Consider the following 22,965-nt stretch of genomic DNA (forward strand, 5'->3'; position numbering starts at 1 on the left):
GCCAGGTCCAGTGCAGCACCCCGTCGTGGCGGAAGCGGATCTGGAGGGTGTCCGCGCAGGCCCAGCCGGCGTACTCGTGGTCCTCCCAGCGGGCGCGGCGGCCGTACTCCAAGCCGTTGTCCAGGACCCCAGCGAGTCGTAGCCAGCGTGTTCCACACCGACCGGCGCGACCGATCCGGCTGATCTCCTGAAGGGGCCTCCGAGCGGTCTTCGCTCAGTCGCACTTCTCAGTGCAGTTATCTGATTACAGATCTTGAGCGGAGGCCGGGGCGGGGTGGCTCGGAGGGAGCCGGCGGTCGCGTGCGGGCCCCGGGAGTACGGCCGACGCCGAGAACCCCGGGCACTCCGGAAGCACCCCCGGTACCGACGGCCCGGCGAGCAGTGGGAGTCCGGCGTGGCAGTACCAGGCGCCCGACGGGACCGCCCTCCCGCCCCGTCACCCCGCCTCCCGCTTGATCACTTTAGGTGTGAGTGGCAACAAGCTGTGCGCTGACTTGTATTGCGACTGGGCCGACGCTTCCTGCGTCGGGTGCGAAGGTGTAGATGTAGGTGCGGTGCCCGTCTCCGGGAGAACGACCGGAGCGATCAGGACTTGCCAGTCGGGATTGATGGCCGTGACTCCTGTGGCAACGGTCTTTCCGCTGGGGCTGACCAACTTGCCGGTCGCGTAGGCGACAGGGACCTTGCCGGTGATCGCTATGGTCTGGCCGGCGGTGCCGCTGAAGCTGAACTGTGCTTGCCTGCCTGGTGCATCGAGGGGGGATCATCACTCCTTCGTACACTGCGTGGCATGGGTGGGTTACCGGTGTGGAAGCGGCGTCGTCGGCGTGTTTTCGACCTGCCTTGGGTGGGACGGCTGTTCCGGGGGGTGTTCCCCATCGGTAGCCTGCGGGCTGCTATCCAGCCGGTGCTGTCGGCGGTCGTTGACGCGCTCGGGGCGCGGGACGGCTACGTGCTCGAGGATCGGCTGACCAACGGCGGTCTGGACGGTCCTTGGGTGCAGCGATGCTCGGTGTTGCGCAGCGGCTCACCTGAGGAGGTCGCCGGGGAGTTCCGGCGGCGAGCGGCCGCGCTGGGTTATACACCTGAGCCCCCGGAGCGTCGTCTCATCGACAGCGCTCGGGGAGACAGCGGCTGGCGCCGGTTCGAGGTCTGCCATTCCCTGCCCAGCCTCGAATACCGGATAGCTGGAAGTGGGGACGAGGTCGACGGTGTGACAGTGCCGAGTTCGGCCTCGGTCCTCCAGGTACACCTCAGCCCCCGCTTCACGGTGGTCGAGAACGGTCGCAGCATCGGTCATCCCAACAGCGGCACCCTGCGTCGGATGGCCGAACACCACTTGAAGGTCACGCCGGTGCCGACGTGGAAGCGCTACTGGGGAGGGTGGTGGCAGGACCGCGCAGTGGCCGTCGCACTCGTGTGGCGCGGTCACTTGTTGGGCGCCTACCGCGGGAAAGTCGTGGAGGTCCGCCGGATCGGCGGAGAAGCGGCCGTGGGGCCCTGCGAGTTGTCCGTTCTGACGATTCGCCGCGGCAGCTCCGAAGATGCCTTGAGGCGTCTTGCCACCCGCGCCACCCGACATGGTTATCGTCTCGCCAGCGTTGGAGGAATCGCCAGCAAGGGGCGGACCGCCCACCTGGTGGTCTTCCAGGCCGGCGAGGTCATCGATCGGCACGGTTCGCGAGTACCGCCCGGTCGCACCGGTATCGCCGTTGCCCTGACTCACCGCGGAACCCGCACCGGCACCCGTCCGGACACCGAATTCTGAGCTCCTCCCGCGGCCCGAGGCCAAGGAACGGATTCGGCCGCCTTCCCGCGAGCCGCCTCCGGCCCCGCAGCAACAGCCATCACTCTCCACCGCGGGGCCCGAGACACATGGAGGGCTAGCGGCTCATCGAACTCGCCTCGGCGACTGCGCAGACGTCGCACCCGGCAACGTAAACTCCCTCGCCGAGCCCATGACCGGCTCCACGGAAGCAATCCGGTTCAGCATCACGCCCTGGACACCGCTGGTGAAGCTGCATGCCGCCCTGCACCGCGCGGGACAACGCACCGGCGTTCCAGGAGGAAAACCCAGCAGCCTCTTCCGCCCGCACCTCGGGATTCTCTACAACAACCGGGACCGGCACGCCGCACCCGTGATCGACGCCGTGGCCCTTCTGAGGAACCGTCCCGCCGTCACGCTCCCGGTCAGGGAAGTCGACCTGGTCGAACTACGCCGCGACGGACGCACGTACCGGTGGCGCGTCCTGCACAGCGCGCCCCTGCCGACCCTGTCGCCCACCCGCCGGCAGTAGCGGGAGCACGGCTCCTTCCAGTCCGGCTCGGCCACGGCCAACTCTGCCGCCGGCGCGAGGCAGCTGGCCGTGGTCAAGAGCTGCGTACGGTGTGGGAGCGGCGGGTCGCAGGAGGCCTGCGACCCGCCACCCGCTACGGCTGGACGATGTCGAAGTCGGCGGCACCGGAGCGGACGAGGTCGAGGAAGGACGACCAGGCGCTCGGCGTCACGAGCAGTGCCGGCCCCTGCTTGTCCTTGGAGTCACGGATGCCGACGTTCTGCGTAAGGGCGGCGATCTCCACGCACGAGTTGCCCTCGGCTCCGCTGTAGGAGGACTTGTACCAGGAGGTCTCGGGAGCTATGTCGGTGGACTTCAGTGGAGTGTTGATGGTCCTGTCCTTCGCTGTAGTGCTTCCAGGAACTGCGGCGTCTCGTGGGGTGCGAGCGCCGAGGCCCGCAGTGCTTCGAACCTGCGGGAGAACCGTCCCACGTCGGGCTTCTTGTCGGTCACCCAGGCTTGGCCGTTGACATGGTCGGCCTGGACCATGCGCCCCAACGGCTCTTCGAGGTCGAGCAGGGCGAAGTTCTGGCTCGCGCGGTATCCCGCTGAGGAGGAAGGCAACACCTGAACAGTGACGTGGTCGAGGCTGCTGAGTCGCGCGATCTCCTCGTACTGCCGTGTCATCACCTCTGGGCCGCCGATGGTGGCCCGGAGTGCGTCCTCGGCCATGATGACCCACAGGGGCCTGGGTTCGTCTTCGGTGATGACCCGTTTCCGGAGCATCCTCAGTTCGACGTTGGAGTCGATGAACTCGGTGGTGATCTCGTCCGTCGCCTTGGCGCTCTGGAGCAGGGCGCGGGCGTACTCCTCCGTCTGAAGCGGGCCGAAGACCAAGTTGGGCTGCCACGCGCTGATGGCGAGCGCGTCGGTCTCCATGCCGACGTAGTCGCGCATGCCCTTTTGGAAGTGGGGGTTGTAGGGGACCCACCACCCTGCTTGCAGTGACTCGCGATGGATCGTCAGCAGGCTGTCGATCGTCTCGTCGTCCTGGTGGTAGTACTCCAGCAGGGAGGTGAGGTCTTTCGGGTTCGGCAGGCTGGTCCGACCGCTCTCGACGCGCCACAGCTTCTCCTTCGAGAACCCGAGCGCGGAAGCGACCTCGGCCGTACTGAGGCCGCGGTCCTCCCTCATCTTCTCCAGCACCTTGCCGAGGTGTACTCGGCGACTCGTGGGTCCTTTCGGCGCTGCCACGTTACGTCGTCCCTCCTCCGAGCCGGGCGCTGCGGCGCCCGAGTCCAGTCTGGTCGCCGTCGAGTCCGGTCTCACCGTACCCGGGCGGCGGGTGGTCCACCTCGAGCTCTCCTTGGATTTCGAGAGCCCGTGCAACTGCATATACCAATGTCCGTCTGAATTGCACGAGCAGTTGCACGTCAACTCTGCCATGCATCAACCTGGTTGAGCCGAAGGGTTCCGAAGTACGGCGTCGCCGACGCTGAACGGATGACCTGACGGCTCCCCACCTGTCCACGCTGCGAAGGGCACAGCCATGGCCGGCGCCGCTCAGAGCTACGAAGTTTGCCTCGGCTCTTTCCGAGTCGCTGCGGGAAGCGTCGCGAGTACATCGGATGCACCCGTGATGGCTCTTGAGCGAGCCGCGCCTCGCAGCGGATCGGTCACCACGGAGACCGACGCACTCCAGCCGAGTGCGATGCGCCGCCTCGCCTGCGCCGCGTTGGACTGGTGGGGGCTGGAAGCGCTCAGCGACGACATCGTCCTCGTGATCAGCGAGTTGGTGACGAATGCACTGCAACACGGCGGTGGTTGCACCGGCCTCTGCCTCACTCACAATGCCGGCGGTTCGGTCCGCGTCGAAGTGAGCCAGCGCACGCGGTGCCGCCCGCGTGTGCGGCGGGGTGATGCCGAAGACGAGCGCGGGCGAGGATTGCTGATCGTCTCGACGCTCGCCGATGCTTGGGGCGTGGGCGAGGCCGGCGAGTCGGTGTGGTGCATGCTCTCCGCGCCGGCCGGTGAAGCGTCATGACACGTCTGCACGACAGGCTGAACCGGTCACAGGGGACGCTAGGCGGCTATCTCGCTGCGCAGTTCGTCAAGGGCCTGCCGTGCCGCGGCGTATACGTCGGGCAGTTGGCGCTCGGCCGTTCTCATGACGCGCTGGAGTTGGTGTGGCAGTCGCTGCGTGATGGCTTCATGGGTGGCCCCAACCAGTGCCTCGAAGGCGCCCTGGCGATCGGCTGCACTCAGGCGAACTTGTGCGGTGGTGATCATTGCGATCACGTGCCATTGCGGCGCCACCGTCGTGGTCGGCCTCGGAGCATCGCCCGCCAGTCCTATGGCCGCGCCGGTTCGGCCGGTCGCCACCAGGCCCCGCAACCGCACCTCGTGCAGCGAGTACGGATTGAAGAGGCTGGTGTGCGTCACCTGCCCCAGTGCGGAGTCGGCCTCCCGGATCACGCGGTCGAACAGCTCGGAGTCGCCCAACGCGCCTGCGGCACGGGCCAGCAGGGGAAGCACGGCAGTCCGTGCATCACGGTCGGGTGCCAACGCGGCTGCTTGGAGGAGGCGTTCGACCGCGGCTCCGCGAAGCCCCGCCTTGCGCAGTTCGTTGCCGTGCATGCGCAGCGCGTAGGAGGTGGTCTGCGGGTCGTCGATGAACCTGGTGATCTCCAGCGACTTCGCGGTCCAGTACGCCGCGGTGCCGAGGCGTTCTTCGGGCAGCACATTACCCAAGGCGACGCCGAGGCCGACCCGGGCGCGGGCCAGCAGGTGCAGGAGCGCCCGCTCCGCGTGTCCGTCGGCGACGCGGGCTTCCATGCGCGCGACCATCGGCCACAGTTCGGCCACCGCGACGTCTGCCTGGCCGGACTGGCGCGCGACCTCGGCGAGCCGGACGGTGGATTCGCCGAGTTGGAGCACCAATTGGTGGTCCGTGTCGGCCGCTGTCGTGATACCCAGGACATGGGGTGGCAGCCCCAGGCGCTCGCAGATCCGCTCGATCGAGCCGAGGTCGGTCAGGCTTCGCCTGCCGGTCTCCAACAGGCTGACGTACGTCTTGTCGTACCCGAGCAGCATGCCCAACCGGGTCTGGTTGAGGCCGTTGGCAGCCCGGTAGAAGCGCAGAATGGCGCCCAAGTCGCGTGTCTCAAGGACTGTTTGGGCCGCAGGCGTGGCCCAGCGCCACTGCCGTGCCGGCGCGCGGAGTCCGAAGCCCTCGGCCATCACGGGTCACACCCGGTCGTACCAGGCGCGGATCGATGCCTTGTAGCCCGAAGGCATGTGGAGGCCGGCCACCTCGTCCCTGGTGAACAGGCCGACCTGCTTGTGCTCGTGGCTGGCCACCGGTTCCACCCGTGGGTCCAGGGCCACCGCACCGTACGTGACGATCAGCACGCGGCGCCCCGGAATCGGCTCGTAGATCCAGACGCCGTCGTCGATCAGGGGGCCGACCTCGACCTGCCAGCCGGTCTCCTCCCAGACCTCCCGCGCGACCGCGTCCTGCGGCGTCGAGTCGGCCGCCTCACCAGCCTCCTGGTCGACGATCTCCAGTCGGCCACCCGGCAGTTCCCACTCGTCGCGCTCGTTGTGCAACAGCAGGACGCGGCCCCGGTCGTCGAGAACCACCGCCTTCACCGACACCGGCCACAGCGGCGGCTTGTACGACGACATCGCGCTCCTTCCGTAGCCGCGAGGCTTCGGACCGTAGCACGCGGTCTGCCCGGCCGCGGTCGGCCGACTACTGGCTCGGAGTCGACAATCTGTCGCTTTACCCCGACGAAGCCCCGTGCCGACAGTGAAGTCACCGTTCCGCCCCGGCCAAGGAGTTCGACGATGTCCGATACCGACGCGTCCACCGGCCCTTTCGCCACGCACTACTTCGACTCACAAGGACCCACCGCGCCGGCCGCCTTCACTTCGCAACTGCGCGACGTCGGCCTCGTAACCCTGGACGGACTGCAGTCCCGGGCGGCGGTCGTCACCCTCGCCTCTGCTCTCATGCGCATCGTCCCTCACCGTGACAGCGAACCCGACGGACTCACCGTCGTCCAGGACACGGGCCACCACACTGCCCGGTCCGGGTTCGCCGGACTGACCAACGTGGAGTTGGCCCCGCACACCGAACGGTCCGGGGCTCCGGCGCCGCCCCGGCTGATGCTGCTGACGTGCGCCCGGCCGGCGGCCTCGGGAGGCGAATGCGTCCTGATCGACGGCCACGACGTCTACACCGACCTCGCGCGGCACGATCCCGATGCCGCAGAGGCGCTCTCAGACGACCAAGCAGGGCTCTTCGGCGGCCAGAACGGCACCTTCTCCCCCGTCTTCCTGCACCACCCGAGTGGTCGGATCTCCATCCGGCTGCGACTGGACGACCTCGTGCGGTGGAACCCCCTCGCCCGGCGTTTCATACCCGCCCTCACCGCAGCAATCTCACGTCACCGCCAGGTGCTCCGCCTCGACACCGGCGACGCCTACCTGCTCGACAACCACCGCTGGCTGCACGCGCGGACCGCCTTCACGGGGCCCCGTCTGCTGTACCGCGCCCTGGGCATACCGCTCCTTGCGATGCCCGAGGGATTCCCGATCAACACGCCCCAGGTGCAGTTGCCGCCGCTTTCGGAGTTGACCAGATGACCCATCAGCCAAAGCGACGGTCCGGGTCCGGCACAGCAACGAGAACCGCACGGACGCCTCGCCACTCCCTCCCCCTGGAACCGCCCTCCCTGGGAAGTGGTCGGCCTCTCACCTGGCCCTGACAAGTTGCGGCGCCCCCATAGGCGCCTCGAGACCCCGCTCCAGCAGCAAGCCCACGCGTCACCCAACGCGCCATACGCACTCACGTCCCCGTGCGCACGGCTGTGGGCAACCCTGCCGCCGCTGGAGCGGCCCCTTCCCCGCTCCGGCCACGCCGAGTCAAGCAGCCCCCAACTCCCCTGGGGTGTGAACGACTCACGGTCCCGACCCGTGGCCGGAGCGGGACCCAGCCACCCGCACGACGCCGTCACCGAAGGAGCCGAACACGATGCCCAGCCGCAGCCCGCAACCCTTCATCTGCGGCCGGCGAACCCTCGTGCCACCCCCACTCGTCACCACCGCACTGGGCGTCGCCGCCGCCGACCCGAGCACCCAGGACACGGACAGGTACGCGGCGGACGACGTGTACACCGTGCTGGTCTGCACGCTCCAACTCCACCGCGGCCCCCTGCACCACAGCGCCCTCCTGAACCTGCGTGGGCCCGAGGCCGGCACGGTCTGGGCGGTCTGGCGCGAGGACGTGGACCCCTGCCTGGCCCTCGTGTTCCCCGACTGCCCCGCCCGATCCGACGGCGAGGCGTGCAGCGAGTTCGCCGGGCACCCCGGCGCCCACAGCTGGGACCTGACCGACCCACCCCACCAACTCCGGTTCGCCCCGCAGATACCGCCCCCGCAGCCGCCCGGCCGACCCCGCCTGCCCGATGGCCGGCTGCTGCCCGCCACCACCCGATTCCACCGCCCGACCACGAACAGGAACCCCGCACCATGAACCCCGCGGCCACCTCACCCTCCGCCTTACCCCCGCTCCCGCCCGCGCCCGCGCCCGCGCGACGTTGGGTCATCACCACGACCACCGGCGAGACGATCACCGGCCACCTGCCCGCCTGGGCCACCGCCGACCCCAGCGAACACGGGCTTCCGCCCAAGGAGTTGAGCGCCTGCCTGGCCGACATCAACCACTCCCGGCAGTTCCCCGGGCACGTCCTGCCCCTCTACTCACCGGCCAACCCCGACGGTCAGCCGACGCCCGTGGAGATCCTGCACGGCAGCATCGACTGCAACCCCTACGCAACCGCCCCCGACACCCGCATCCCCGTGGCGAACCTCCACCTCGCCGGCGAGTACTGGCTCACCGACCTCGACCCCCACGAACTCGCCCAACTCGCCAACGGACTGCGCACCCTCGCCGACCGCCTCGACCACGACACCATCCCCACCCTGATCGACGCCCGCACCGACTGGACCACCCACCACCCCCACACCGCTGGTGCCCGCTCGTGAGAACGCGCATGACCAACGGTGAGATGACCGCTCGTGTCCTGTACGCCGACCAACTCGCCGCGCTGCGCTCGAAGGCCGGGCTCACCCTCGTCGAACTGTCCGACCAATGCCACTACGAGCAGTCGTACCTGCACCGGTTGGAGACCGGAGACCGGCTCGGCACCCTTGAGGTCGCCGAAGCCCTGGACCGCTTCTACGACACCGATGGCCTTCTGGTCCGGCTGTGGCACCTGGCCAAACGCGAAGCCAAGCACCTCGCGGCCGGCGGCATCGCCACCCTGGAGGGCACCGCGACCAGCATCCAGGAATACGCCCTCAGCACCGTGCCCGACCTGCTCCAAACCCCTGCCTACACCGAAGAGCAGCTCACCGCCGCCGGCCCCCAACGGCCCGAAGCACTTGCCGCCCGACTCGCAGTACTCCGACGAAGGCAAACCCGCCTGACGAACACCGGGTCCACACCGGTCCACTACCGCGCCATCCTCGACGCGGTCGTCCTCCACCGCGCCGCCCGCACCCTCCGCCCAGACACGCCCACACCCGCCACACCCGTACCCTGCGCCACCTGCTGATACCGACTGTCAACAGCACCCGGCCATTACTCGAAAGGGCGCCAGCACGTGAGCCTTGCCGACACGATCACGCTCGCCTACATGCCCCTCAAACCCGACCCTGATCCCGAGCGCACGAACCCCACCGAGCCCCCGGGCGGCCCGCAGCCCACGGCACGCGCCTTGACAATCTCCCGACCGAGGGAATCCACACCACCGGCCATCTCCCCAGTGGGGTCCAGGACGACCCCAGTCGCTCCGGCATCAGCCTTGACAGCCAGCAAAGATGACTTCCCGTCAGTAAAGTCAGCATTGGGTCAGCATCGGTCCTGGCGCACCCTGTCGCACTCGTACGCACATAGGAATCCCGCGAAGCGACGCGCGGGCATTCCGAGCCTGGCGAGCCCAAGCCCGTCGGCGGACGCGAGCCGACCCCCGACCCGCTCGACAGGGAGGCGCCGGACGGGTCGGGAGCGTCACGGAAACAACAGGTCAACGCTCACGCCCGCGCGCCTTCAAGGGAGTTGGCGGGAGGTCCGGGGAGAGCAGGCGGTCCCCGTCGTAGCCGTGGACCTCGCCGAAGCGGTCGCCGGTGTGCCAGTCCTCGCGGGCCTGCGCGATATCCTCGGTGGTGCGCCCGACGAAGTTCCAGAACATGACGATCTTCTCGGCGAAGGGCTCGCCGCCCAGGAGCATGAGGGACGCGGAGGTGTCGGCGAGGAGGGGGAGGTCCCGGCGGCCGGCGCCCAGGTAGAGGAGCGACCCGGGGGTGAGGCGGACCCCGTCGACGTCGGCCTGGCCGGACATCGCGAGGGCGGCGTACTCGAAGTCGGGCTGCAGCGGCAGGCGCGCGGCGGTGCCCTCGGCGAGGGTGAGGTCGGCGCCGACCAGCGGGCTGTGGATGGTGCCGGGCGAGGCCGCGCCGTCGAGTTCGCCGAGGATGACGGTGGCGTGCAGGCCGTGCGCGGTGACCTCGGGGAGTTCGGTGTGGTGCTCGAAGGCGGGCGCGATGTGCCGGCGGGAGTCGGGGAGCGCGACCCACAGTTGGGCGCCGTGCAGGTAGCGGGCGTGGTCGCGGGGGGATTCCTCGGAGTGCGAGATGCCCCGCCCCGAGGTCATCAGACCCAACTCCCTGGGCCGTACGGTCTGCTTGCTGCCGAGGCTGTCGCGGTGCAGCACCTCCCCGTCGTGCAGCCAGCTCACGGTCTGGAGCCCCATGTGCGGGTGCGGCGGCACTTGCATTCCCGGTTCACGGGCGATGTCGTCGGGACCGTAGTGGTCGACGAAGCACCAGGCGCCGATCATCCGGCGGCCGAGGTTGGGCAGCAACCGGCGTACCTGCGTGCTCTCGCCGAGCGGCACGGTGCGGCCGGTGAGCAGTTCGTGGACCGGAGCGGCGGAGACGTCCTCACGGCCGCCGCAGACGCTGGCGGACGGTTTCACATCGAGATTGCTCATGGCCCGATCATGCCCCCGGACGTGCCCGCGGCGGCCGAGGCGGCTCCACCAGCCGCTCCGGTATGTCCGCCAAGCGGCCGCGCAGCCGCTCGCCGAGTGCCTTCGCCTGGGGGTCGGCGCGGGTGGACGCGGCCACGCCGTCGCCGAGCAGGTCGTGCACGACGAAGTTCAGGGCCCGCAGGTGGGGCAGTTCGTAGCGGCTGACCGGCAGCCGGGCGGCCTCGGGCAGCAGCGCGCGCAGCCGGGGCACGTCGAGGTACGCGCGCAGCCAGGCGTACGCGTCGTCGTCGCGGGCCCACAGTCCGACGTTGGCGTCCCCGCCCTTGTCCCCCGACCGCGCCCCGATGAGCGTGCCGAGCGGCAGCCGTACGGTCCTGCCGTGCGCCGCGCCGGGCCGTCCGCCGTACGGCTCCGCGCGCTCGGGCCGCTGCGGGCCCGCGACCGGCGACGGCGGCGGGGGGACGGCGTCGGGGCGCAGACCGGGCGAGACGCGGCCCGCGGAGACCCCGCCCGGCGTGCCCGGCGTGCCCTCATCCGTACGGCCCCCGGACGGGTCCCCGCGCAGCGGAGCCGCCGGCACGGGCAGCCGGGTGCCGTCGGCGAGCACCGTGACCGCCCGCACCTCCCGCGCCGGGATCAGCGCGGGCCAGTACACGCCGTACTCGGTGGGCCGGGCCGTGGCGTGCTCCAGGTACAGGCCGGGGTAGCCGGCCAGCGTGGTGCCGGCCACAGCCGAGAAGAAGCCGCGGCCGACCTTGCCGGGGTCGGGGTCCTTGACCGTGAGGGTGAGCCGGTCTACCTCGTGGCCGTGCTCGCGTCGCAGGTCGTACCCGGCGAACGCGGCCGGGCCACCGGTGGCGTCGCGCAGCGCGGCCTCGGCGAAGTCGGCCTTGGCGTCGAGGTCGAGGCCGGTGAGCACGAAGACCGCGGAGTTGCGGTGGCCGCCGACGTGGTTGACGCAGACCTTGAGGGTGTCGGGCGCGGGCTCCCCGGTCACCGGGCCGACCGCGACCCGGTCGGTGCCCTGCTGGGTGAGCCGTACGGTGTCGAAGCGGGCCACCACGTCGGCGTTGAGGTAGGCGGGATGGCCTGTCTCGTACAGGAGTTGGGCGGTGACGGTGCCCACGGTGACGGCGCCGCCGGTGCCGGGGTGCTTGGTGATGACGCTGGAGCCGTCCGGGTGGACCTCGGCGATCGGGAAGCCGGGGTGGACCGGGTCGGGGATCTCGGTGAAGAAGGAGTAGTTGCCGCCGGTGGCCTGGGTGCCGCACTCGATGATGTGGCCCGCGGTGACCGCGCCGGCCAGCGCGTCCCAGTCGTCGGCGGCCCAGTCGAACGCCCACGCGGCGGGCCCGACCACGAGGGAGGCGTCGGTGACGCGGCCGCAGACCACCACGTCGGCGCCGGAGCGCAGCGCCTGGGTGATGCCCCAGCCGCCGAGGTAGGCGTTGGCGGTGACCGGCTCGACACCGGCGGAGGCCAGCGGGCGGCCGGTGGCGAGATGGGCGAACTCGTGCCCGCGGGACTGGAGTTCGGGCAGCCGGCCGAGCAGGTCGTCGCCCTCGACATGGGCGACGGAGGGCCGCAGCCCCGCGGCCGCGGCCAGTTCGCGGAGTTTGGCGGCGAGCCCGGCGGGGTTGAGGCCGCCGGCGTTGACCACGACCTTGATGCCGCGCTCCAGGCAGGTGCCCAGCACGTCGCGCATCTGGGCGAGGAAGGAGACCGCGTAGCCGCCGTCGGGGTCGCGCTGCCGGGCCTTCCACAGCAGCAGCATGGTGAGTTCGGCGAGGTAGTCGCCGGTCAGTACGTCGATCGGGCCGCCTTCGACCATCTCGCGGGCGGCGGCGAGCCGATCGCCGTAGTAGCCGGAGCAGTTGGCGATCCGCAGCGGCGCGGTCCGGCCGCGGCCGCCCGTCGACGCCTCACCCGGAGCGGTCGTGCCCACCGGACCGTTCGCCGCACTGGTCACCGTACTCTCCCGTCACTTCGCTTCCGGGTCACCGACCTGGACGATCATCTTGCCGGTGTTGGCGCCGCGCAAGACCCCGATGAAGGCGTCCACGGTGCCGCGGACGCCCTCGACGACGGTGTCGTCCGGCACGACGGCACCCGAACGCAGGTGCGGCACCAGGAATTCCTCCAACTCGCCCTGGAGCGCGCGGTGGTGCCGGACGAGGAACCCTTCGAGCCGGACCGCCTTGTGCACGAGGTCGTACAGGTTGCGGGGAGCGGCGGGCGGGCTGTCGGGGTGGTTGTACTGGGCGATGCTGCCGCACCACGCGATCCGGCCGTGCTCGCGCATGTTGGCGATGAGCCCCTCCAACTGGGAGCCGCCGACGTTCTCGAAGCCGACGTCGATTCCCTCGGGCGCGATCCGCGCCAACTGCTGGGCGAACGGGCCGTCGTGGTAGTCGAAGGCACCGTCGAAGCCCAGGTTCCGGACCAGGTGGTCGACCTTCGCGGCGGAGCCGGCGCTGCCGTAGACGGCCGAGGCGCCCATCAACCGGGCGAATCGGCCGACCGCGGTGCCCACTCCCCCGGCCGCGGCCGACACGAACACCCGCTCCCCGGGCTGGAGTCGGGAAGCACGGGTCAGGCCGGTGTACGCGGTCAGGCCGGTTCCGCCGAGCACGCTCAACCAGGCACGCGGCGGCACCCCGTCGACCCGCGGCAGCACCCGCACCTCGTCGGCGGTGAGCACGGCGTGGGTCCGCCAGCCGGCCCGGTGGAAGACGAGATCGCCCGGGGCGAGGCCGGGCGTGCGGGAGTGCAGCACCCGGCCGACGGAGCGGCCTTCGAGCGGCGCCCCGAGCTGCCATCCGCCCTCCTCCATCGACTCGCGCATGTACGGGTCGACGGACAGGAGGATGTTCTCGACCAGTGCGGTGCCGGGCTCGGCGGTCGGCACGGGGTGCTCGACGTACGCGAAGTCGGCGGGCGTCGGCATCCCGGTGGGGCGGGCGACCTGGTGGACGGTGGTGGCGAGGCGGGCGGAGGAGGCGGCGGCCGGGGCGGAGGAGGCGGGGGCCGTGGTCGTACGGCTGGGGCCGGTCTGCGGTGCGGTCATGCGGGTGACGCTAGGCGGGCGCGGCAGGCACCGGCAGACGGCGCCGTCGATGGATGGCGGGCTTCCATGAGCGGTGTTCATGGAAGGCGGGTGCCCGACGTACGCTGCCGGGTGTGACCGTGTCCGCCGTATCCGCCGCCTCCCCCTCGCCCGACCCGCGCCTGCTCGCCGTCCCCGAACTGCGCGTCCTGGTGGCGGTGGCGCGCGACGGCAGCTTCACCGCCGCCGCCCGCCGCCTGGACATGACCCAGTCAGCGGTGTCGCACGCCGTCCGGTCGTGCGAGCGGAAGACCGGCGTGGTGCTCTTCGACCGCGGCCGGCACGGCGCCCGTCCGACCGCGGCGGGCGAGGCGGCCGCGGCGCAGGCCCGCCGTATCCTGCGGCTGCTGGAGTCGCTGGGCGACGAGGCGCGGGGCGCGGAAACGGGTGAGGTGACCGGCCCGTTGCGGATCGCCGCGTTCCGCAGCGCCGCCGTACAGGTGCTGCCCGCGGCGCTCGCGCGGCTCACGGCCCGCCATCCCGGCCTCGTCCCCAAGGTGCGGATCGTGCCGGATCTCGGCCGCGGCACCGTGGGAGAGGTCGCCGACGGGCGGGCCGACCTCGCCATCGCGACGCTGGACGCGGCCGCCACCGACACCACCGGGCTGGTCGCGGCCGCGCTGTTCGACGAGCCGTACGCGCTGGTGCACCCGGTGGGCGCCGCGGACCCGCGCGGGCTGCCGCTGATCGACTGGGCGGAGAACTGCTCCTCCTACACCCGCCGTTGGTGGTCGGAGCAGGACTGGATACCGCGGGCGACGGTGGACGCGGGCGACGACAGCGTGGTGCTCTCGATGGTGGCCCGCGGCCTGGGCATGGCGGTCATGCCCGCGCTGGCCCTGGTCGGCGCGCCGGACACCGTAGCGGTCACCGACCTCGGACCGCGCCGCCCGACCCGCCAGGTCGGCTACGCCACCACCCCGGAGCTGGCCCGCACCCTCCCGGTACGCGCCCTGATCCGCGAACTGCGCTCCACGTCGCCCGCGGTGCCGACCGGAGCGGCCTGGCCGGCCGGTGGTTCAATCACGGCATGAGCCAACCGCCCGCGAACCCCGCCCCCGGCAGCCCCTCCGGTCCCGACGACGACGGCGGCCTGCTGTCGGTGCACGAGGTCATCGACATCGTCGACGAGGACGACAACGTCGTCGGCACCTCCCCGCGCGGCGAGGCGTACGCCCGCGGGCTGCGGCACCGCTGCGCGTTCATCCTGGCCCGCGACCCGCGGGGCCGGATCTTCGTGCACCGCCGCACCGCCCGCAAGCTCGTCTTCCCGTCCCTGTACGACATGTTCGTCGGCGGCGTGGTCGGCGCGGGCGAGTCCTACGACGCGACGGCGCTGCGCGAGGCCGAGGAGGAACTGGGCGTGTCCGGGCTGCCGCAGCCCACCCGCCTCTTCAAGTTCCTCTACACGCGGGACTCCGGCCCCGGAAGCTGGTGGTCCACGGTCTACGAGGTACAGGTCGACGGCCCGGTGCGCCCGCAGCCCGAAGAGGTCGCCTGGCACGACTTCATTCCCGAGGAGGAGCTCCAACGGCGGCTCGCCGAATGGGAGTTCGTCCCCGACGGCCTGGAGGCGTACCGGCGGCTGCTGCGCCGGCGCACCTGAGGACGGCGCCCCGCGGGACGGGCGGCTCGCCGCGTGCTCGCGCCGGAGCCACGCCCCCAAGGAACCCCGGAGGGTCCGCTCAGCCGACCGCCGCCGCCAGAAGGGACTCCGCCACCGCCGTCCGCATGTACAGCACCGACCGCCCCGAGCGGTGCGCCGAGACGATGCCCGCGTCCCGCAGCGCCGTCAGGTGCTGGTTGACCCCGCCCGCGGACAGCCCGGTCCGCCCGGCGAGGTCGCTGGTCGACGCGGGCACCGCGAGTTCCGCGAGCAGGAGCGCCCGGGTCCGGCCGAGCACCGCCGCGACCGCCTCGGGCACCGCGGGCCGCTCCGCCGACCAGACCGAGCCCCACCCGCGGCTGGGGTAGAAGAGCTGCTTGGCGGCCGGCGACCCGGCCGACGTGGTGACCCCCGACCGGGTGAACACCGACGGCACCAGCACCAGGCCCTGCCCCTCCAGGTCCAGACCCGCGCCACAGGCCATCTCGGAGATGGTCAGGGTGCCCGCGGACCACCGCACGTGCGGGTGCAGGTCGCCGAGCACGGCCCCGGCCCCGTCCGCGGCCAGCCTGCGCGCCTGGTGGAAGACGTCGGCCTCCAGCACCGCCCGCACCTGCGGCCAGCACGGCGCGAGCGCCGCCGTCCAGTACGCGTCGAGCTCCGCCACGAGCCGGGCGATCCCGGCGGCCGGGTCGGCGTACATCGCCTCGATCCGCTCGGTCCGCAGCCCGAACGCCCGCAGCTCGCGGTGGATCTCGGCGACCGGCGTGGCCGCGACCATCCGCAGTTCGGCGGCGAGGTCGGCGCCGGCGGCGGGCGGTGGCGGGGTGATGAAGTCGGGGGTGTAGCCGTTGGCCGGCACCAGGTCGAAGAGCAGCCCGCGGTCCAGCCCGGCCGCCGCGACCTTCGGCACCGCGGCCTCCAGCCAGCGCCGGTGCACCGATCGGCGGCCCGCCACGCTGCCGACGGCCGACCGGCCACCCGCCAGTTGGTAGGTGCGCACGCTCGCCACGACCTCCCACAGCGGGGACAGCGCGAACCGGGTCCGCGCGACATCGCTCGCGGAGAAGGCGAACCGGACCGCTCCCGCCATGACTTTCCCCCTTGCGGCGGTGCCCCACCGCTCGCCTCGCGCGCCCGCCGCCGGCGCGCTCCGCCGGCCCGGATTCAGCCCTGCCTGAATCAATGCCGTCAACCCGCCCGGCCACCGCACCATTCCCGCATGACCGCTCCGCCACGGCAAGCCCCCCGGCCCGCCGACGCCCTCCACGCGGCAGCCGGTCCCGGCGCCCTGTGGTGGTCGGTCGGTGCGTTCGGCGTCGCGAGGGCCGTCGGCACTCTGGCGCTACGGCCGGGACCGTCCCGGGCCGAGCAGCGCAACACAGCTTCCGCGTAAGGCCGTTGGCGACGCGGGAAGGGAACGGGGCAGCCGGCACGGCGCCTCGACCGGCGGTCCGGCGCACACGGGGGTGCCGGACCGCCGCACCACACGCCCCGCCGCCACCCGTTCGCACCTCAACTGGCCGCACCGGCAGGCCCGTTCACACCGGCTCCACCCGTTCCCGCTCGTTCACGTCAGCAGCAGCATCCCCGCGATCACCGACGCCGCGTTCGCCGCGACCGACGCCGCGTACGGCACCGGTCCGCGCAGCCGCAGCCACCACGCCGCCAACGCGCCCTCGACCAGGCACACCACGCCCTCCGCGACGGTGAACGCCGGCCAGTAGCCGCCCGCCGGCACCCGGGACAGGAACCACCACAGCACCGGGTGCGTCACAAGGTTGACCATGACGGCGACGGCCGCCGTACGGCCGTACCGCGCGGGGGACGCCGTGGTGATCGCGGCCACGTACACCGGCACCTCGACCGCCATGGTCAGCGCGAGAGCCGACGGGTAGGACACGACCGGATCGTGTCACGGGGAGGGGACCGATGGCGAGCCGATCGGTGGCGGGCGCCGGCGCCGCGACGGGTACGGGGATCGGGCTCGGCGCGGGCGGCCTGAGCGGCGGCACCGGCGGCAGCACAGGCGCCGGCGCCGCCGTTCTCCGTGGCCGCGGGCTGCCCGTCGTCGGGTTCGGCGGACGCCTCGGCCAGGCCGGCCGGTTGCGGCCGATCGCCGGCTTCGCGGTACTGATCTGCGTGACGCTCGCCCTGGCGCTGCGGCTGCCGGCCGGCACCGCCGTGGTGGGCCTCGCGACCTTCGGCATCCTGCACAACGTCCTCGAACTCCGTTACATGGCAGGCCGGTTCGACGGTCTGCTGCACGGGCCGTTCCTGCGGCTGCTCGGCGCGCTGATCACCGGCATCGTGCTGGTCCGGCTGCTGCCGCCGTCCACCGCGAGCCGGGCCGCGGAGATCCTGCTCGCCTACGTGCTGCTCGCCGTGGCCTGCTGGTACGCGCTGCGCTCGCGCCCCCTGCGGCTGGCCGCCGCCCTGCCGGTGATCGCGGGCGCCGCCGCGACCTCGCTCGCCTTCCCCGCCTACCACTTCGTGGTGCTGACCCACCTGCACAACGTGGTGCCGCTGGTCTTCCTGTGGGAGTGGTCGCGCGACCTGCCGCGCGGCCGGACGCTGTTCCGCGCGGTGCAGTGCGGCTGGATCGTGGTGATCCCCGCGCTGGTGCTGTCAGGCGCCTTCGACGGCCTGATGGGCGCGGGTTCGGGGTGGACCGCGCGGCTGTCGTCGTCGTACACCCCGCCGGCCTGGCAGCACACCGAGGCCGGACAGCGGTTCGTGACGGTCTTCGCGTTCATGGCGCTGATGCACTACCTGGTGTGGGTGTGGTTCATGCCCCGCTACGCCCCCGACGCGACCGCCGCCTTCGAGCGGCGGGTCCCGGTGGTCACCGGGCGCTGGGCCTGGGCGCTGGGCATCGGCGGCACCGCCGCGCTCGCCGTCCTCTTCGTCAGCGACTACGACCAGGGCACCTCGCTCTACTCCGCGATCGCCAGTTACCACGCGTATCTGGAGTTCCCGGTGCTGCTCATGCTCATCCTGGGGCTCGCGCCCCGGAACCCGGAGGGGGAGAAGTGATCTCGATCAACCTGGCCGACGTGGCGCCGCGGGAGAGCGGGGGCGGGGGCGGCGGGCACGTGGTGGTGCTCGTCGTGGTGGCCGTGATCCTGGTGGTCGCGATCACGGCGCTGATCTTCGCGGCCCGCCGCCGCAAGTAGGTCTCCACCGCGGGCAGCCCGCCCACCGACCGACCGACCGCGTGCACGCCCGCACGCCGATATGACGACGATCTCACCGGTGCCGGCCACCCCGCACTTGAAGACGCACCCCGCATACGTGTTCAGTGGGGCCCATGACAGCCCGACCTGCCGCAACGCTCCCGCTCATCGTGGTCATGGGGGTGTCCGGGTCGGGCAAGACGACGATCGGCGGGATGCTGGCCGCACGCCTGGGCGTGCCGTACGCCGAGGCGGACGACTTCCACCCGGCGGCGAACATCGCGAAGATGGCGGCGGGCCGGCCCCTGGACGACGCCGACCGCGCGCCCTGGCTGGACACGATCGCGCGGTGGCTCGCCGACCGCGGGCCGCGCGGCGGCGTCGTGAGCTGTTCCGCGCTGCGGCGGCGCTACCGGGACCGGCTGCGGGCGGCGGCGCCCGGGCTGCTCTTCGCGCACCTGGACGGGGCGCCGGAACTCGTCGCGGCCCGACTGGGCGCCCGCACCGGCCACTTCATGCCGGCCGGGCTGCTGGAGTCCCAGTTCGAGGCGCTGGAGCCGCTGGAGCCCGGCGAGGCGGGCGCGGTCGTATCGATCGACGGGGACGCGGAGTCGACGGTGCGGCAGATCCTGGAGTCGCTCGCCCGCTGAGCGGGTCCGGCCGGAGCGGTCCGATCAGGCGGCGCGGTCAGGCGGTCCGGCCGGAGCGGTCCGATCAGGCGGCCCGGTCAGGCGGCGCGATCCCGTGCGGCGCGCCACCGTATCGCGGAATGCCGCGCGGCGCGTTGCCGTACCGCCGGCTGCCGTACCGCTGACTACCAGCGCGGCACCGAGGGCGTGCGCCACTCCGGGTCGGCCTTGCGCATCGCGGCGGCGTCGTCCCGGTCGCGCATCGTGCCGTCGTCGTCCAGCCAGCGCTGGTGCAGCGCCGCGAGCGCGGCGCGGTCGAGTTCGACGCCCAGCCCCGGGCGGTCGCAGACCGTGAGCCGGCCACCGGTGAAGACGTGCCGCTCGGTGATGACGTCCTCGACCTGCCACGGGTAGTGCGAGTCGCAGGCGTAGTCGAGGTTGGGCACGGTCGCGGCCACGTGGGTCATCGCGGCGAGGCTGATGCCCAGGTGGGTGTTGGAGTGCATGGACAGGCCCACCCCGAAGGCGCGGCAGATCGCCGCCAGGTGCTGGGTGTTGCGCAGCCCGCCCCAGTAGTGGTGGTCGGAGAGCACGACCTGGACGGCGCCGCGGGTGAACGCCTCCTGGATCTCCGGGAAGGTCGTGACGCACATGTTGGTCGCCAGCGGTACGGACGTGCCCGCGGCGACCCGCGCCATCCCGTCGGTGCCGCTCGCCGGGTCCTCCAGGTACTCCAGCACGTCGCCGAGTTCGCGGGCGACCTCCAGCGAGGTCTCCACCGACCAGGCGCCGTTGGGGTCGAGCCGCAGCGGCTTGCCGGGGAACGCCTCGGCGAGCGCGCGGACGGCGGCGATCTCCTGCTCGGGCGGGAAGACGCCGCCCTTGAGCTTGAAGGAGCCGAAGCCGTAGGTGTCGGCGAAGCGGCGGGCCTGGGCGACCACGCCGGCCGGGTCGAGGGCGGCGCCCCAGTCGTCGGGCTCGCCGGCGCCCTGCGGGTGCTCGGCGAGCCGGTAGAAGAGGTAGGCACTGTAGTCGACGGTGTCGCGGACCTTGCCGCCGAGCAGCGCGTGCACCGGCAGGCCGAGGGACTTGCCGAGCGCGTCCAGGCAGGCCACCTCGAAGCCGGAGATCACCGACAGCCGGAGCTTGTCCGCGGTCTGCACCCCGCGCAGCCCGCCGCTGCTGACGGAGTCGGAGACCTGCTCGGGGTCGCCGCACACCCGCTCGGCGAGCGTGAACAGCCCGTTCAGGTCGCTGAGCCGGTGGCCGGGCAGCGCCTTGGCCAGCGGCGCGGCCAGGTCCAGGTAGCGGGTGTCGCCGTACGTCTCGCCGACGCCGGTGGTGCCGTCGGCGGTGACCACCTCGACGACGAGACGCGGGGTGTAGGGCTGGTGGACGCCCTGGGTGTTGAGCAGCGGCGGATCGGCGATCAGGATGGGAGTCAACCGCACTTCGGCGATGGTCGCCGAGTGGGCCGTGGCTGCCGCGTCCACCGAACCGGCCGTCTGCATATATGAATCGCGTTCACCCATGGAACCGAGAGTAGGCGGGCGGACCGGAGACCGTCAATGCGGCCGGGCGACCGGCAGGGCGGACCGCGGCGACCGTCGAAGAACTGGACTACATACCGACCAGTCGGTACGATCTCGGCATGAGTGCATCCGCCAACCCCCCGGGCCTGGACCTCGACCGCCTGCGCCGCCACCTGGACCGGGAGCACCCGGGCCTGGCCCGGGGGGAGCTGCGGGCCGAGCTGCTGGAGGGCGGCCGCTCCAACCTCACCTACCGCGTCACCGACGGCACCGGCACCTGGGTGGTGCGCAGGCCGCCGCTGGGCCATGTGCTGGCCACCGCGCACGACATGGGCCGCGAGCACCGCGTGATCAGCGCGCTCGCCGACACCCCGGTGCCGGTGCCGCGCACCCTGCTGCGGTGCGACGACCCGGAGGTCATCGGCGCGCCCTTCTACCTGATGGAGTTCGTGCCCGGCACCCCGTACCGCAGCGAGGAGCAGTTGCGGGAGATCGGTCCCGAGCGCACCCGGGCGGCCGTGCACACCCTGGTCGACACCCTGGTGGACCTGCACGCGGTGGACCCGGCGGCGGTCGGCCTGGCCGACTTCGGCCGGCCCGAGGGCTTCCTCGACCGGCAGTTGCGCCGCTGGGGCAAGCAGCTCGACGCCTCCCGCAGCCGCGAACTGGCGGGCGTGGACGAGCTGCACGCCGCGCTCGGCCGGGCGATGCCCGACTCCCCCGCGCCCGCGATCGTGCACGGCGACTACCGCCTGGACAACGTGCTGATCGACACCGACGGCCGGCTCACCGCCGTACTGGACTGGGAGATGTCCACCCTCGGCGACCCGCTCACCGACCTCGGGCTGCTGGTGATGTACACCGAGCAGCGCAGCAGCGACCTGCTCTCCGCGCCCACCACCGGCGGCGCCCCCGGCCACCCCGACTCCCGCGAGATCGTCGCGCGCTACGCCGAGGGGTCCGGCCGCGACGTGACGGCGGTCGACTGGTACACCGCCTTCGCCTTCTTCAAGCTCGCCGTGATCCTGGAGGGCATCCACTACCGCTGGACCCTCGGCCAGACCGTCGGCGCCGGGTTCGACCGGATCGGCGGCGTCGTCCCGGTCTTCATCGACCGCGGCCTGAGCACCCTGCGCCGGTCCACCACCGTGCGGCACCCCACCACCCGAGACGAGGACTGAGCGCCCATGGACTTCGGCTACGACACCAGGACCGAGGAGCTGCGCACCCGGCTCTCGGCGTTCCTCGACGCGCACGTCTACCCGGCCGAGCCGGTCTTCGCCGAGCAGCGCGAGCAGGCCGTCGGCGACGACCGCTGGACCGCGCCCCCGATCGTGGAGCGGCTCAAGGCCGAGGCCAGGTCGCAGGGCCTGTGGAACCTCTTCCTGCCCGGCGAGCACGGCGCCGGACTGACCAACCTCCAGTACGCGCCGCTGGCCGAACTCACCGGCCGCAGCCCGCACCTGGCCCCGCCCGCGCTCAACTGCGCGGCGCCCGACACCGGGAACATGGAGGTGCTCGCCGAGTTCGGCACCCCGGCGCAGCGCAAGGAGTGGCTGGAGCCGCTGCTGGCCGGCGAGATCCGCTCGGCGTTCGCGATGACCGAGCCCGACGTGGCGTCCTCCGACGCCACCAACATCGAGACCCGGATCGAGCGCGACGGGGACTCGTACGTCATCAACGGCCGCAAGTGGTACATCTCCGGGGCGATGAACCCCAAGTGCGCCGTCCTCATCGTGATGGGCAAGACCGACCCGGCCGCGGACCGGCACCGCCAGCAGAGCCAGGTGCTCGTCCCCCGCGACACCCCGGGCGTCGAAGTCCGGCGCGGCATGCGGGTGTTCGGGTACGACGACGGCGACCACGGCGGGCACGCCGAGATCGTCTTCCACGACGTGCGGGTGCCGGTCGGCAACCTCATCGGCGAGGAGGGCGGCGGATTCGCCATCGCCCAGGCCCGGTTGGGGCCGGGCCGGATTCACCACTGCATGCGGCTGATCGGCATGGCCGAGCGCGCGCTGGAGTTGATGTGCCGGCGCGCCAACACCCGTACCGCCTTCGGGAAGCCGCTCGCCGCGCAGGGCGTGGTCCAGGAGTGGATCGCCGAAGCCCGGGTGGAGATCGAGCAGTTGCGGTTGCTCGTGCTCAAGACGGCCTGGCTGATGGACACCGTCGGCAACCAGGGCGCCCACACCGAGATCCAGGCGATCAAGATCGCCACGCCGGCGGCGGTGCAGCGGATCGTGGACCGCGCGATCCAACTGCACGGCGCGGGCGGGGTCTCCCAGGACTTCCCGCTGGCGGAGCTGTGGGCCGCGACCAGGACGCTGCGGTTGGCCGACGGCCCGGACGAGGTGCACAAGCGGTCGCTCGCCCGGCGCGAGCTCCGGCGGTACGCCTGACCCTCCGGGGTGGTGCGTTCTGCCGGTTCAGGGACCACCGGTGAGTGGATGGCTGGTCGCGCGGTTCCTCCCCCAGAGCTTCGCCTGGGAGGTACCCCCAGCGCCCCTGGGCAGGTGACGCTCATTCCGCGGAGAGAGCCGCACCTACCAAGGGGAACTGCGCGACCGGCCACAAGGG

At 72.0% G+C, this 22,965-nt stretch carries 24 protein-coding genes; 14 read left to right on the forward strand and 10 right to left on the reverse strand.

Annotation, left to right across the window (positions count from 1 at the left end; translation table 11 throughout):
* Positions 1 to 790: 790 nt before the first annotated feature.
* Both AB0399_RS32040 and AB0399_RS32045 read left to right on the forward strand, forming a co-directional pair.
* Positions 791 to 1,768 carry a hypothetical protein gene (locus AB0399_RS32040; protein ID WP_366413703.1) on the forward strand — a complete coding sequence of 326 codons (978 nt, stop codon included), beginning with the start codon at positions 791 to 793 and terminating at the stop codon, positions 1,766 to 1,768.
* Between the two features lie 31 nt (positions 1,769 to 1,799).
* The gene (locus AB0399_RS32045) at positions 1,800 to 2,297 is read left to right on the forward strand and encodes a 2'-5' RNA ligase family protein (RefSeq protein WP_366413726.1); all 498 of its coding nucleotides are present in this window, start codon (positions 1,800 to 1,802) and stop codon (positions 2,295 to 2,297) included.
* Between the two features lie 133 nt (positions 2,298 to 2,430).
* Here the strand turns inward: AB0399_RS32045 and AB0399_RS32050 are convergent, their stop codons facing one another.
* Both AB0399_RS32050 and AB0399_RS32055 read right to left on the reverse strand, forming a co-directional pair.
* Positions 2,431 to 2,667 (reverse strand): DUF397 domain-containing protein, encoded by a 237-nt coding sequence (locus AB0399_RS32050; protein WP_366413727.1) that lies wholly within the window; start codon positions 2,665 to 2,667, stop codon positions 2,431 to 2,433.
* Positions 2,652 to 3,482: a helix-turn-helix transcriptional regulator gene (locus AB0399_RS32055; RefSeq protein ID WP_366413704.1), complete on the reverse strand. Its 831-nt coding sequence runs from the start codon at positions 3,480 to 3,482 to the stop codon at positions 2,652 to 2,654. The genes AB0399_RS32050 and AB0399_RS32055 overlap by 16 nt, the downstream gene beginning before the upstream one ends.
* A gap of 433 nt (positions 3,483 to 3,915) precedes the next feature.
* Between AB0399_RS32055 and AB0399_RS32060 the strand changes: the two genes are divergently transcribed.
* Complete coding sequence (locus AB0399_RS32060) at positions 3,916 to 4,320, forward strand: ATP-binding protein (protein ID WP_366413728.1); 405 nt, start codon at positions 3,916 to 3,918, stop codon at positions 4,318 to 4,320.
* A 38-nt stretch (positions 4,321 to 4,358) separates the two neighbouring features.
* Here AB0399_RS32060 and AB0399_RS32065 read toward each other — a convergent pair whose 3' ends face one another.
* Together AB0399_RS32065 and AB0399_RS32070 are read right to left on the reverse strand one after the other, a co-directional pair.
* Complete coding sequence (locus AB0399_RS32065; protein ID WP_366413705.1) at positions 4,359 to 5,429, reverse strand: helix-turn-helix transcriptional regulator; 1,071 nt, start codon at positions 5,427 to 5,429, stop codon at positions 4,359 to 4,361.
* A 93-nt stretch (positions 5,430 to 5,522) separates the two neighbouring features.
* Positions 5,523 to 5,963 (reverse strand): NUDIX hydrolase, encoded by a 441-nt coding sequence (locus AB0399_RS32070; protein WP_366413706.1) that lies wholly within the window; start codon positions 5,961 to 5,963, stop codon positions 5,523 to 5,525.
* Between the two features lie 162 nt (positions 5,964 to 6,125).
* On the opposite strand from AB0399_RS32070, the gene AB0399_RS32075 reads away from it, so the two are divergent.
* The 4 genes from AB0399_RS32075 to AB0399_RS32090 all read left to right on the forward strand — a co-directional run bounded on the left by AB0399_RS32075 (position 6,126) and on the right by AB0399_RS32090 (position 8,899).
* Positions 6,126 to 6,926, forward strand: coding sequence for a TauD/TfdA family dioxygenase (locus AB0399_RS32075; protein WP_366413707.1), 801 nt, complete (start codon positions 6,126 to 6,128; stop codon positions 6,924 to 6,926).
* Between the two features lie 388 nt (positions 6,927 to 7,314).
* Positions 7,315 to 7,815 (forward strand): hypothetical protein, encoded by a 501-nt coding sequence (locus AB0399_RS32080; protein ID WP_366413708.1) that lies wholly within the window; start codon positions 7,315 to 7,317, stop codon positions 7,813 to 7,815.
* Positions 7,812 to 8,327 (forward strand): hypothetical protein, encoded by a 516-nt coding sequence (locus tag AB0399_RS32085; RefSeq protein ID WP_366413709.1) that lies wholly within the window; start codon positions 7,812 to 7,814, stop codon positions 8,325 to 8,327. The genes AB0399_RS32080 and AB0399_RS32085 overlap by 4 nt, the downstream gene beginning before the upstream one ends.
* Positions 8,328 to 8,350: 23 nt before the next feature.
* Positions 8,351 to 8,899, forward strand: coding sequence for a Scr1 family TA system antitoxin-like transcriptional regulator (locus AB0399_RS32090; protein ID WP_366413710.1), 549 nt, complete (start codon positions 8,351 to 8,353; stop codon positions 8,897 to 8,899).
* 471 nt (positions 8,900 to 9,370) lie between these two features.
* Here AB0399_RS32090 and AB0399_RS32095 read toward each other — a convergent pair whose 3' ends face one another.
* Genes AB0399_RS32095 through AB0399_RS32105 form a run of 3 tightly spaced genes read right to left on the reverse strand, consistent with a single transcriptional unit; the run spans position 9,371 to position 13,403 of the window.
* Positions 9,371 to 10,336 carry a pirin family protein gene (locus AB0399_RS32095; protein WP_366413711.1) on the reverse strand — a complete coding sequence of 322 codons (966 nt, stop codon included), beginning with the start codon at positions 10,334 to 10,336 and terminating at the stop codon, positions 9,371 to 9,373.
* Positions 10,337 to 10,343: 7 nt separating this feature from the next.
* Entirely contained in the window at positions 10,344 to 12,281 is a 1,938-nt protein-coding gene (locus AB0399_RS32100; protein ID WP_366413729.1) for an acyclic terpene utilization AtuA family protein, read from the reverse strand.
* A 36-nt stretch (positions 12,282 to 12,317) separates the two neighbouring features.
* On the reverse strand, positions 12,318 to 13,403 hold the full coding sequence (locus AB0399_RS32105) for an NADP-dependent oxidoreductase (protein ID WP_366413712.1): 1,086 nt from the start codon (positions 13,401 to 13,403) through the stop codon (positions 12,318 to 12,320).
* 119 nt (positions 13,404 to 13,522) lie between these two features.
* Here AB0399_RS32105 and AB0399_RS32110 point away from each other — a divergent pair, with 119 nt between their 5' ends.
* Both AB0399_RS32110 and AB0399_RS32115 read left to right on the forward strand, forming a co-directional pair.
* Positions 13,523 to 14,476: a LysR family transcriptional regulator gene (locus tag AB0399_RS32110; protein WP_366413730.1), complete on the forward strand. Its 954-nt coding sequence runs from the start codon at positions 13,523 to 13,525 to the stop codon at positions 14,474 to 14,476.
* On the forward strand, positions 14,473 to 15,048 hold the full coding sequence (locus tag AB0399_RS32115) for an NUDIX domain-containing protein (RefSeq protein WP_366413713.1): 576 nt from the start codon (positions 14,473 to 14,475) through the stop codon (positions 15,046 to 15,048). The genes AB0399_RS32110 and AB0399_RS32115 overlap by 4 nt, the downstream gene beginning before the upstream one ends.
* 79 nt (positions 15,049 to 15,127) lie before the next feature.
* Here the strand turns inward: AB0399_RS32115 and AB0399_RS32120 are convergent, their stop codons facing one another.
* Both AB0399_RS32120 and AB0399_RS32125 read right to left on the reverse strand, forming a co-directional pair.
* Entirely contained in the window at positions 15,128 to 16,141 is a 1,014-nt protein-coding gene (locus tag AB0399_RS32120) for an ArsR family transcriptional regulator (RefSeq protein ID WP_366413714.1), read from the reverse strand.
* Between the two features lie 477 nt (positions 16,142 to 16,618).
* Positions 16,619 to 16,951, reverse strand: coding sequence for a hypothetical protein (locus AB0399_RS32125; protein ID WP_328462388.1), 333 nt, complete (start codon positions 16,949 to 16,951; stop codon positions 16,619 to 16,621).
* 29 nt (positions 16,952 to 16,980) lie between these two features.
* Between AB0399_RS32125 and AB0399_RS32130 the strand changes: the two genes are divergently transcribed.
* From AB0399_RS32130 to AB0399_RS32140, 3 genes are all read left to right on the forward strand, one after another.
* Positions 16,981 to 18,084 carry a hypothetical protein gene (locus tag AB0399_RS32130; protein ID WP_366413715.1) on the forward strand — a complete coding sequence of 368 codons (1,104 nt, stop codon included), beginning with the start codon at positions 16,981 to 16,983 and terminating at the stop codon, positions 18,082 to 18,084.
* Positions 18,081 to 18,224 (forward strand): hypothetical protein, encoded by a 144-nt coding sequence (locus tag AB0399_RS32135; protein WP_329370884.1) that lies wholly within the window; start codon positions 18,081 to 18,083, stop codon positions 18,222 to 18,224. Before AB0399_RS32130 ends, AB0399_RS32135 begins: the two co-directional genes overlap by 4 nt.
* 134 nt (positions 18,225 to 18,358) lie before the next feature.
* Entirely contained in the window at positions 18,359 to 18,874 is a 516-nt protein-coding gene (locus AB0399_RS32140) for a gluconokinase (protein WP_329370883.1), read from the forward strand.
* A 164-nt stretch (positions 18,875 to 19,038) separates the two neighbouring features.
* Here AB0399_RS32140 and AB0399_RS32145 read toward each other — a convergent pair whose 3' ends face one another.
* On the reverse strand, positions 19,039 to 20,364 hold the full coding sequence (locus AB0399_RS32145) for a glucarate dehydratase family protein (RefSeq protein WP_366413731.1): 1,326 nt from the start codon (positions 20,362 to 20,364) through the stop codon (positions 19,039 to 19,041).
* Positions 20,365 to 20,504: 140 nt separating this feature from the next.
* Between AB0399_RS32145 and AB0399_RS32150 the strand changes: the two genes are divergently transcribed.
* The gene (locus AB0399_RS32150) at positions 20,505 to 21,566 is read left to right on the forward strand and encodes a phosphotransferase family protein (protein ID WP_366413716.1); all 1,062 of its coding nucleotides are present in this window, start codon (positions 20,505 to 20,507) and stop codon (positions 21,564 to 21,566) included.
* Positions 21,567 to 21,572: 6 nt separating this feature from the next.
* Positions 21,573 to 22,787 carry an acyl-CoA dehydrogenase family protein gene (locus AB0399_RS32155; RefSeq protein ID WP_329370881.1) on the forward strand — a complete coding sequence of 405 codons (1,215 nt, stop codon included), beginning with the start codon at positions 21,573 to 21,575 and terminating at the stop codon, positions 22,785 to 22,787.
* Positions 22,788 to 22,965: the final 178 nt, after the last annotated feature.

It is taken from the genome of Streptomyces sp. NPDC088194 (assembly GCF_040702025.1).
Classification (GTDB): Bacteria; Actinomycetota; Actinomycetes; order Streptomycetales; family Streptomycetaceae; genus Actinacidiphila.

Excerpts from the sequence above, each read along its gene's own strand:
- AB0399_RS32115 (WP_366413713.1), top strand. The coding sequence starts at position 14,473 with ATGAGCCAACCGCCCGCGAACCCCGCCCCCGGCAGCCCCTCCGGTCCC.
- AB0399_RS32090 (WP_366413710.1), top strand. The coding sequence starts at position 8,351 with ATGACCGCTCGTGTCCTGTACGCCGACCAACTCGCCGCGCTGCGCTCG.
- AB0399_RS32140 (WP_329370883.1), top strand. The coding sequence starts at position 18,359 with ATGACAGCCCGACCTGCCGCAACGCTCCCGCTCATCGTGGTCATGGGG.
- AB0399_RS32105 (WP_366413712.1), bottom strand. The coding sequence starts at position 13,403 with ATGACCGCACCGCAGACCGGCCCCAGCCGTACGACCACGGCCCCCGCC.
- AB0399_RS32080 (WP_366413708.1), top strand. The coding sequence starts at position 7,315 with ATGCCCAGCCGCAGCCCGCAACCCTTCATCTGCGGCCGGCGAACCCTC.
- AB0399_RS32060 (WP_366413728.1), top strand. The coding sequence starts at position 3,916 with ATGGCTCTTGAGCGAGCCGCGCCTCGCAGCGGATCGGTCACCACGGAG.
- AB0399_RS32070 (WP_366413706.1), bottom strand. The coding sequence starts at position 5,963 with ATGTCGTCGTACAAGCCGCCGCTGTGGCCGGTGTCGGTGAAGGCGGTG.
- AB0399_RS32150 (WP_366413716.1), top strand. The coding sequence starts at position 20,505 with ATGAGTGCATCCGCCAACCCCCCGGGCCTGGACCTCGACCGCCTGCGC.
- AB0399_RS32130 (WP_366413715.1), top strand. The coding sequence starts at position 16,981 with ATGGCGAGCCGATCGGTGGCGGGCGCCGGCGCCGCGACGGGTACGGGG.
- AB0399_RS32155 (WP_329370881.1), top strand. The coding sequence starts at position 21,573 with ATGGACTTCGGCTACGACACCAGGACCGAGGAGCTGCGCACCCGGCTC.
- AB0399_RS32085 (WP_366413709.1), top strand. The coding sequence starts at position 7,812 with ATGAACCCCGCGGCCACCTCACCCTCCGCCTTACCCCCGCTCCCGCCC.
- AB0399_RS32120 (WP_366413714.1), bottom strand. The coding sequence starts at position 16,141 with ATGGCGGGAGCGGTCCGGTTCGCCTTCTCCGCGAGCGATGTCGCGCGG.
- AB0399_RS32095 (WP_366413711.1), bottom strand. The coding sequence starts at position 10,336 with ATGAGCAATCTCGATGTGAAACCGTCCGCCAGCGTCTGCGGCGGCCGT.
- AB0399_RS32075 (WP_366413707.1), top strand. The coding sequence starts at position 6,126 with ATGTCCGATACCGACGCGTCCACCGGCCCTTTCGCCACGCACTACTTC.
- AB0399_RS32145 (WP_366413731.1), bottom strand. The coding sequence starts at position 20,364 with ATGCAGACGGCCGGTTCGGTGGACGCGGCAGCCACGGCCCACTCGGCG.
- AB0399_RS32040 (WP_366413703.1), top strand. The coding sequence starts at position 791 with ATGGGTGGGTTACCGGTGTGGAAGCGGCGTCGTCGGCGTGTTTTCGAC.